This is a genomic window from Type-D symbiont of Plautia stali (assembly GCF_001485335.1).
In the GTDB taxonomy this organism is placed as follows: domain Bacteria; phylum Pseudomonadota; class Gammaproteobacteria; order Enterobacterales; family Enterobacteriaceae; genus Pantoea; species Pantoea vagans_C.
Map to the genome: position 1 here is coordinate 1 of NZ_BBOC01000139.1, position 7,907 is coordinate 7,907.

At 56.3% G+C, this 7,907-nt stretch carries 8 protein-coding genes; all 8 read left to right on the plus strand.

Features of this window, described 5'->3' with window-relative positions:
• Nucleotides 1–1,008 (plus strand): BMP family protein (locus PSSD_RS24850; RefSeq protein ID WP_058974090.1); only part of this gene is annotated, 1,008 nt, incomplete at its 5' end.
• A 16-nt stretch (nucleotides 1,009–1,024) separates the two neighbouring features.
• Complete coding sequence (locus PSSD_RS24855; RefSeq protein ID WP_058974091.1) at nucleotides 1,025–2,578, plus strand: ABC transporter ATP-binding protein; 1,554 nt, start codon at nucleotides 1,025–1,027, stop codon at nucleotides 2,576–2,578.
• Nucleotides 2,562–3,677, plus strand: a complete 1,116-nt coding sequence (locus PSSD_RS24860; protein ID WP_058974092.1) for an ABC transporter permease — start codon at nucleotides 2,562–2,564, stop codon at nucleotides 3,675–3,677. The genes PSSD_RS24855 and PSSD_RS24860 overlap by 17 nt, the downstream gene beginning before the upstream one ends.
• Nucleotides 3,674–4,612: an ABC transporter permease gene (locus PSSD_RS24865; protein WP_058974093.1), complete on the plus strand. Its 939-nt coding sequence runs from the start codon at nucleotides 3,674–3,676 to the stop codon at nucleotides 4,610–4,612. Before PSSD_RS24860 ends, PSSD_RS24865 begins: the two co-directional genes overlap by 4 nt.
• Nucleotides 4,613–4,615: 3 nt before the next feature.
• The gene (locus tag PSSD_RS24870; protein ID WP_058974094.1) at nucleotides 4,616–5,038 is read left to right on the plus strand and encodes a cupin domain-containing protein; all 423 of its coding nucleotides are present in this window, start codon (nucleotides 4,616–4,618) and stop codon (nucleotides 5,036–5,038) included.
• Between the two features lies 1 nt (nucleotide 5,039).
• Nucleotides 5,040–5,813, plus strand: coding sequence for a cysteine hydrolase family protein (locus tag PSSD_RS24875; RefSeq protein ID WP_058974095.1), 774 nt, complete (start codon nucleotides 5,040–5,042; stop codon nucleotides 5,811–5,813).
• Complete coding sequence (locus PSSD_RS24880) at nucleotides 5,810–7,195, plus strand: amidohydrolase family protein (RefSeq protein WP_058974096.1); 1,386 nt, start codon at nucleotides 5,810–5,812, stop codon at nucleotides 7,193–7,195. Before PSSD_RS24875 ends, PSSD_RS24880 begins: the two co-directional genes overlap by 4 nt.
• A 273-nt stretch (nucleotides 7,196–7,468) precedes the next feature.
• Nucleotides 7,469–7,907, plus strand: a 439-nt coding sequence (locus PSSD_RS24885; protein WP_058974097.1) for a sigma-70 family RNA polymerase sigma factor, incomplete at its 3' end; no start/stop codon positions are given.

Genomic DNA, 7,907 nt, shown 5'->3' on the forward strand with positions numbered 1-7,907 from the left:
ATGGCAGACGTATCCCGCAGACATTTCGCGAAATTAGTGGCTGGCGCGCTGTTGTTACCGACACTGGCCCCGCTGTTGTCGCGCAAAGCCATGGCCGCTAATAACAACATCAAAATTGCCTTACTGCTGCCCGGTTCAGTGGCCGACGGCGGCTGGAGTTCACTGGCGTTTGCCGGATTGCAGAGCCTGAAAAAGGCCGGTTTTAGCGTGGCCTACAGTGAAAGCGTGCCTCAGGCGCAGATGGAACAGGTGATTCGCGGTTATGCCGACGATGGCTACACCCTGATCATCGGCCACAGCTTCGAATATGGCTCCGCGTTTGCCGAAATCGCGCCGGACTACCCGGAAACTTATTTCTTCGCCTCGACCTTTAAACCGGGAGAGAAATCCCCTGCCAACGTTGAGTACGTCAATCTTGCCTATCTGCAAGGCGCTTATGCTGCAGGTGCACTGGCCGCATTGATTTCCGATAAAGGCAAGGCCGTTGGTTTTGTTGGTGGCGGCGATAATCCCACTCAACAAGCGATGATGCGCGCCTTCATTCAGGCCGCCGAAAAGACCCGTCCAGGCATCAAAGGCATGGGCGTGGTGACGGGTGATTACGACAACGCCGCCAAGGGCCGTGAAGCCGCCACCACCATGATTGGCAACGGTGCAGATGTAATCTGGCACGCCGCCGATGTCACCGGTCTGGGTGCGATGCAGGGCGCGGCAGCCGGTAAAGTCAAAGCGATTGGCTGTTATGTTGATCAGCGCGACGTGGCACCGGATTACGTCGCCTGCAGCTTCCGCCAGAACCTCGACTGGATGGTGGAACAGGTCGGTGAATCTGTCGCCAATAAAAGCTTTAAAGGCGGCGACGAGTGGCATCCCACCGTCGGCAAAGCCTGGTCCGTGGTGAGCGGCAGTGAGCAATACAACAGCAAACTGGTCAGTGCCTCCGCATGGGCCGCGTTCCAGACCATCTGGCAGCAGTTGGATAGCGGCACACTGAAACCTTCGGTTTAACCAGCGAGTATTTGCCATGACAGCAACAGCACCGGTGCGGGTCGCGCTCAACAACATCACCAAACGCTTTGCGCGCGTGATAGCGAATGACGGGGTTTCTCTCAGCATTAAAGCGGGTGAAATTCATGCGCTCTTAGGCGAAAACGGCGCGGGTAAAAGCACCCTGATGCAGATTCTTTATGGTTTGTATCAGGCGGATGAAGGCGAGGTGGTGGTGGATGGCAAAATCCAGCGCTTCCGCGATCCCAGCGATGCCATTCGTTGCGGTATTGGCATGGTGCACCAGGAATTTATGCTGGTGCAACCGATGACGGTGGTCGAAAACGTGGTGCTGGGGCTGAAAGAAAATCGTAGCGGCAGGCTCAATCTGCATGCTGCCGCGCAACGGTTACAGGCGCTATCAGATAAACACGGTTTGGCGATTGACCCCTGGGCCAAAGTTCAGCATTTGCCGATTGGCGTACAACAGCGCGTGGAGATCCTCAAACTGCTGTATCGCGATGCTCAGGTCCTTATTCTCGATGAGCCTACCGCGGTACTGACCCCACAGGAAAAAGCCGGGCTTTTCGCCACGTTAAAATCGCTGTGTGCGGAAGGCCGATCGGTGGTCATCGTCACCCACAAACTGTATGAAATCATTGCCATCGCCCACCATGTTTCGGTGATGCGGGCAGGAAAGATGGTGGATTCCGTCGATATTAAAGACACATCCGAGCGTGATTTGGCCAGACGGATGGTGGGCCGTGATGTGGTGCTGCGTGTGGACAAGGCACCCTGCCAGCCGGGTAAAACGGTTCTGCAGGTTGATAATATTGCGGTGCGTGACGCTAGCGGCCAGCAAAAAATCTGGCGCGTATCGCTGCAGGTGGCCGCAGGAGAGATTCTCGGTATTGCAGGCGTAGAAGGCAACGGTCAGTCGGAACTGGCTGAAGCGCTGCTCAATCTGCGCAAGCTGGAAGCCGGACGCATCCTACTCAATGGCGAAGATATCAGTGATGACACCCCTGCCATCCGGCGTAATAAAGGCATTGGCTTTATTCCGGCTGACCGGCGCGGAGTGGGATCGGTGACAGATTTGTCGATCACCGATAACGCCCTGTTAGGACGTCAGCACAGCTTCACCCGCGCATGCGGCTGGCTGCTCGATCGTCAACACATAAACCAACATGCACGTGACATCATTGCCCGCTTTGCCGTTCGTACCCCAGACGCCGCCTTCGAAGCCGGCAAGCTTTCTGGCGGTAATCTGCAAAAGTTAATCCTTGGGCGTGAAGTCGCCAGCGATCCTTGCTTACTGGTAGTGGAGCAACCCACACGCGGGCTGGATGTCGGTGCGATTGAGAGTGTATGGCAAGGGTTAATTGCGGCACGCGACCGCGGCTGCGCCATTCTGATGATTTCGGCTGAACTGGAAGAGATCATCAATCTTTCGGACCGCGTCGCCGTGATGTATGCCGGTCAAATTGCTGGTGAACTTCCCGTTGCTGACGCCACGCCGGAACGGCTGGGTGAGCTGATGGCCGGTGCGCATCTGCGTACGCAAGGAGGCGAACGTGAAGAAGCTGCTTGAGCGCCGTCTTGCGCCTGCGGAATCCACTGGCGCGCTGCTGTTGACCAGTAGTTGCGGTATTGCCGCCGCCTTTGTGATTGCCGGTTTATTGTTTATCCCCTTTGGCGGCAATCCCATTTCGGCCTATGGATTCCTGTTTAATGAAGCCTTTGGCTCACTGCGCAGCCTGGGATTGAGTGTGGTACAGGCCACACCACTGATGTTGATTGCGCTGGCGACCATCGTGGTGTGGCGCGCTGGACTCGGTTACATCGGTTTTGAAGGCTGCTTTCTGATGGGCGCGACGGCAGCAAGCTGGATCGCCCTCTCTGGGACGCCACAAGGTTTTCCCTGGGCGATTCCGGCACTGCTCTACTGGCCGATGGTGCTGTTGGCGGCGTTTTTCGCAGGTGCCATCTGGGCCGGATGGGTCGGCGCGCTGCGGGTAAAATTTGGCGGTAACGATGTGCTGATTTCACTGATGGCCAACTATGTCGCGCTATTCATCGTGCAATATCTGGTCTCTGGCCCAATGCGCGCGCCAGGTGATTTGCCACAAACCCCACGTTTACCTGCTGATACCTGGCTGCCTTTTGTCATGAGCGGTATGCGTGCGCACTGGGGGATTGCTATTGCTCTGGTCGCCACGATCTTCGTTTTCTGGCTGTTACGTGCCACCCCGGCGGGTTTTGAAATCAAGGTCGCCGGCCTCAACCCACGCGCCGCACGCTACAGCGGGGTTGATGTCAATCGCCGTCAAATGGGTGCGGTGCTGCTGGGCGGTGGCCTGGCGGCGTTAGCAGGACTATGCGCCGTGCTCGGCGTGCAGCATCGATTAATGGATGGCATCTCCGGGGGCGTTGGCTTTATCGGTGTGGTGGTCGCGCTGCTGGCACGGCTCAACCCGCTGTTGGTCGTCCCTACCGCGATCCTGTACGGCGGATTGGAGGTCGGCGGCAGTGCCATGCAACGCCAGACCGGGCTGCCCACATCGGTGGTGCTGATTTTGCAAAGTCTGGTGGTGCTATTGATTCTGGCGGGCGATCTGCTGCGCTATTACCGCATTAATCTGCCGGGGTTACGTAAATCTCGCGCTCAGCTGGCGGAGGAACAATCATGAATTTGCTGGCCAACCTTGATACTGCCTTCTTTATTAGCTGGCTGGCAGCGGCCGTGCGTCTTGCCGGACCGGTTTTGCTTGCGGCACTGGGTGAGATCTATGCGGAACGTTCCGGGGTGCTGAACATTGGCATCGAAGGCACCATTCTGCTGGGCGCCCTGTCGAGCTACATGATGGCGGTTGAGAGTGGTTCGACGGCGTTGGGGTTTATCGCCGGAGGTGTCGGTGGGCTGCTGGTGGGCTGTGTGCTGGCCGCCCTCTACCTGCGCGCCCACGCCAGCCAGGTGGTGGTCGGTATCGTGTTCAATATCCTTGCCGCCGGTTTAGCCACCTGGATTTATGCCCTGGTGATGGGCAACGGCGCATCGCCAACCATCCCCATGCTGGAGCCGTGGCACGTTCCGCTGCTCTCGGCGATCCCTTTCATTGGCCCGATCCTGTTTCAGCAGCCGCTGCCGCTTTATCTCACGCTGTTACTGGCGGTGGTGGCGCATTTCTGTCTGTTTCATACGCGCTTTGGCCTTTCGTTGCGGGCTGTTGGGGAAAATCCGCGCGCAGCACATGCGGCAGGCCTCAATGTCCTGAAAATCCGCACCTGGGGCGTGATGTTCTCCTGCGTGGGGGCAGGTTTAGCTGGCAGCTATCTGGTCACCGCGCAGATTGGCCTGTTTCGCGACAACATTGTCAGCGGTCAGGGTTTTATTGCTCTGGCGATTGTGATTTTCGGTCGCTGGAGTCCGCTGAAAGCGCTGATCGCCGCATTTATCTTTGGCGCAGCCGATGCGTTACAGCTCTCATTGCAGTTATTTGAAAACAGCTTACCGCCGCAGGTGCTTCTCGCCCTGCCTTACCTGCTCACCATTTTGGCCATGTCTGGCGTGGTGGGAAGAACGTTGCAACCCGGCGCATTAACGCAGCCTTATCGCAAGGAATAACAGATGAAAACGTTTCGATTTAATAATCTCAAGGACGTTCAGGCATTCCGCATCAGCCCGGACAGCAGCAACTATTTCGCCATCTTGTTTGATAAACCGCTGGATGGCATTAAAAACATCTTCGTGGTGGAAATTTTTAATGTCGGCGGCGCAACGCCACCCAATGAACATGCCACTGCCCACGAATTTTTCTATGTGCTGCACGGTGAAGGCATCGCCCGCTGTAATGACGATGAGCTGGCTATTAAGAAAGGCGATTCGTTGCTGCTGCATCCTGGCAACGATCACGCCATTCGTAACACCGGCAGCAGCAAGCTCTATACCCTGACCGTGATGACCCCCAATGAAGGTTTCTCTGAACTGATTCGCAGCGGTGACCCTGTCACGCTGGATGAAGAAGACCTGCGCATACTCACGGGAGCCTGATATGGCGGAAAACGTTTTAGGCAGCAGCCGTGCTAACCAGTGGCGAGTGTCACCCGCAATTGTTGATACCCGCCGACCGACGCAGCAGGCACGTTCGATGCAACTCAGCACGCGCGATCGCTCAGTGATTTTTGATTTACAGCAGACGGCGATCATCGTGGTGGATATGCAGAACGATTTTTGCCATCCCGATGGCTGGCTTGGGCACATCGGCGTAGATGTGACCCCTGCGCGTGCGCCCATTGCCCCGCTGCAAGCTCTGTTGCCCGCATTGCGCCATGCCGATGTCCCGGTTATCTGGCTGAACTGGGGTAATCGACCGGATAAACTGAATCTCAGTCCGGCGCTACTGCATGTGTATAACCCGCACGGTAATGGCGTCGGCCTTGGCGATCCCTTGCCTGTATCTGGCGCACCCGTTCTGCAAGTGGGTAGTTGGGCAGCAGATGTGGTTGAGGAACTGACACCCGCAGCGTCAGATATTCGCGTCAACAAATACCGCATGTCCGGATTCCACGACAGCGAACTCGACAGCATTTTGCGCAATCTGGGCATCACCACACTGTTGTTTGCCGGTGTGAACCTTGACCAGTGCGTGCTGTGTACCTTGCAGGACGCAAATTTTCGCGGCTACGACTGTTTGTTGCTGGAAGATTGCAGCGCCACCACCTCGCCGGATTATTGCCGCGATGCCACGCTGTATAACGTGCAGCAGTGCTTTGGCTTTGTGGTGAATGCCGCACAACTCCAGCAGCAGTTGGAGAGCGCACCATGAGTTACTTATTGGCCGATGGCTGGGTCATCACCATGAACCCGCAACGTGAGATCCTCGAACAAGCGAGTCTGGTGATTGAGGGCCACACCATAAGCGCGATGGGCACTCGCGAGAGCCTGAGCCAGCGCTTTCCCGAAGTTGAAGTGATTGATTGTCGTGAACGTATCATCATGCCTGGCATGGTTAACACTCACACGCACCTGTTCCAGACGCTGTTGAAAGGTCTGGGTGACGATATGGTGTTGAAGAAGTGGTTTACCTGTATGACCGGCCCGAGTGCTGTGGCACTCACCGAAGAAGATGTGTACGCCGCCGCCCTGCACGGCTGTATGGAGTCATTGCGTTCGGGTGTCACCTCCTTGGTGGATTTTATGTACGCGCATCCACGACCGGGGCTGACGGCAAAAGTGATTGAAGCTTTCGAGGTCAGCGGCATCCGTGGTCACGTGTGCCGAGGATTTCTCACCAGCGGCGCTGAACACGGTATTCCAGAAGCCCTGATCGAAACGCCGGAAGCGGCATTAGCGGATGCGCGTCAGGTGATTCAACGTTTTCACAAAGTAGATGGTCGCGTCAGAGTAGGATTGGCTCCCAGCATGATTTGGGCGCTGGATGAAGAAGTCTTGCGCGGGACACGCGCGTTAGCCGATGAAACTGGTGTGTTGATCACCACCCATGTGGCAGAAACCGACTTCGAAATTGAACAGGCAAAGTTGCGATTCCAAAGCACTGACACCGAGTTTCTGAGTGATATTGGTTTCCTCGGCCCGGACGTGCTGGCGGTGCACTGCGTGCAGTGCAGCTCGCGGGATATCCGCGCCCTGAAGCATCACGATACGCGCGTGTCGCACAATCCCTGTAGCAATCTCTACCTGGCCTCCGGTGTACCGCCGATACCGGAAATGCTGGCGGCGGGGCTGACGGTGGGCCTGGGATCTGATGGCCCGGCCAGCAGCAACAACCATAATTTGTTCCAGGCGATGAAAGTGGCGGCGCTGCTGCAAAAAGGGTTCCATCGCGATCCCACCATCATGACAGCGGAAAAAGTACTGGAAATGGCCACCATCGACGGTGCACGTGCCATCGGTCTGGATCACCTTGTCGGATCACTGGAGGTCGGCAAGCGTGCTGATGTGGTGATCGTTGACACCTCACACCCCGCCATGACGCCTATTCATCATCCGGTCTCTTCGCTGGTCTACTCCGCGCTGGGCCATGAGGTCAGCGACGTGTTTGTTGATGGTGCTTATCTGTTACGCAACGGTGAGTTCACCCAACTCAATCAAGCCGAGGTGATGGCACGTTCACAGCGTGCAGCGCATTCACTGGCTGTGCGCACGGGCAATGACAAAGCGCGCGGTTGGCGTTCGATGGCGTTCTGAAATTAAAGGCGCGAGGCACTGTAATGCTGGTCACTCAAGCGCTTTTTTGGTCGCCATAAATGGCAACCCTACGATGATCGTGCGGGGTTTTCGTAGGGTGCGCATTTATGCGCTCCAACATACCTCCTTGAGTAAACAGCATTACGCAGCGGTGAGCTGTAGCCAAAATTCAGCCCTCACTTTCGCAAGCAAAAAAATCACGCCACCGATTGTAATGATAACTATTCGCAGTTAGTATCAACGCAACTTCACCTTTTGACACACTTTGACATCATGTTGCCCGCTGCTACCTCACCGACTACGCCGACTCCTGCGACATTTTATGCCGACAATCGCGGCTGGCTGACGCAGTGGTTAACCGCAAAGCTACGTTCTGCTTTTGATGCGGATGATGTGACACAAGACACCTTCCTGCGTGTCATGAGCGGCAATAACCTCGCCGAAGTGCGCGATGCGAAATCTTTCCTCTGCACCATCGCCAAGCGCGTAATGGTCGATCGTTTCCGCCGTAATGCCTTAGAAAAAGCCTACCTTGACGTGCTCAGCCAACTGCCAGAAACAGTGATGCCTTCACCCGAGTTACAGCAAAGCCAGTTGGAAATGTTGCAAATGGTGGATCAGATGCTGGATGGACTGGGGGGCAAAGCGCGTCAGGCCTTTTTACTGTCGCAGCTGGATAACCTGACCTATGCCGAGATTGCCCAGCAGTTGG

Excerpts from the sequence above, each read along its gene's own strand:
- PSSD_RS24855 (WP_058974091.1), top strand. The coding sequence starts at position 1,025 with ATGACAGCAACAGCACCGGTGCGGGTCGCGCTCAACAACATCACCAAA.
- PSSD_RS24865 (WP_058974093.1), top strand. The coding sequence starts at position 3,674 with ATGAATTTGCTGGCCAACCTTGATACTGCCTTCTTTATTAGCTGGCTG.
- PSSD_RS24870 (WP_058974094.1), top strand. The coding sequence starts at position 4,616 with ATGAAAACGTTTCGATTTAATAATCTCAAGGACGTTCAGGCATTCCGC.
- PSSD_RS24875 (WP_058974095.1), top strand. The coding sequence starts at position 5,040 with ATGGCGGAAAACGTTTTAGGCAGCAGCCGTGCTAACCAGTGGCGAGTG.
- PSSD_RS24880 (WP_058974096.1), top strand. The coding sequence starts at position 5,810 with ATGAGTTACTTATTGGCCGATGGCTGGGTCATCACCATGAACCCGCAA.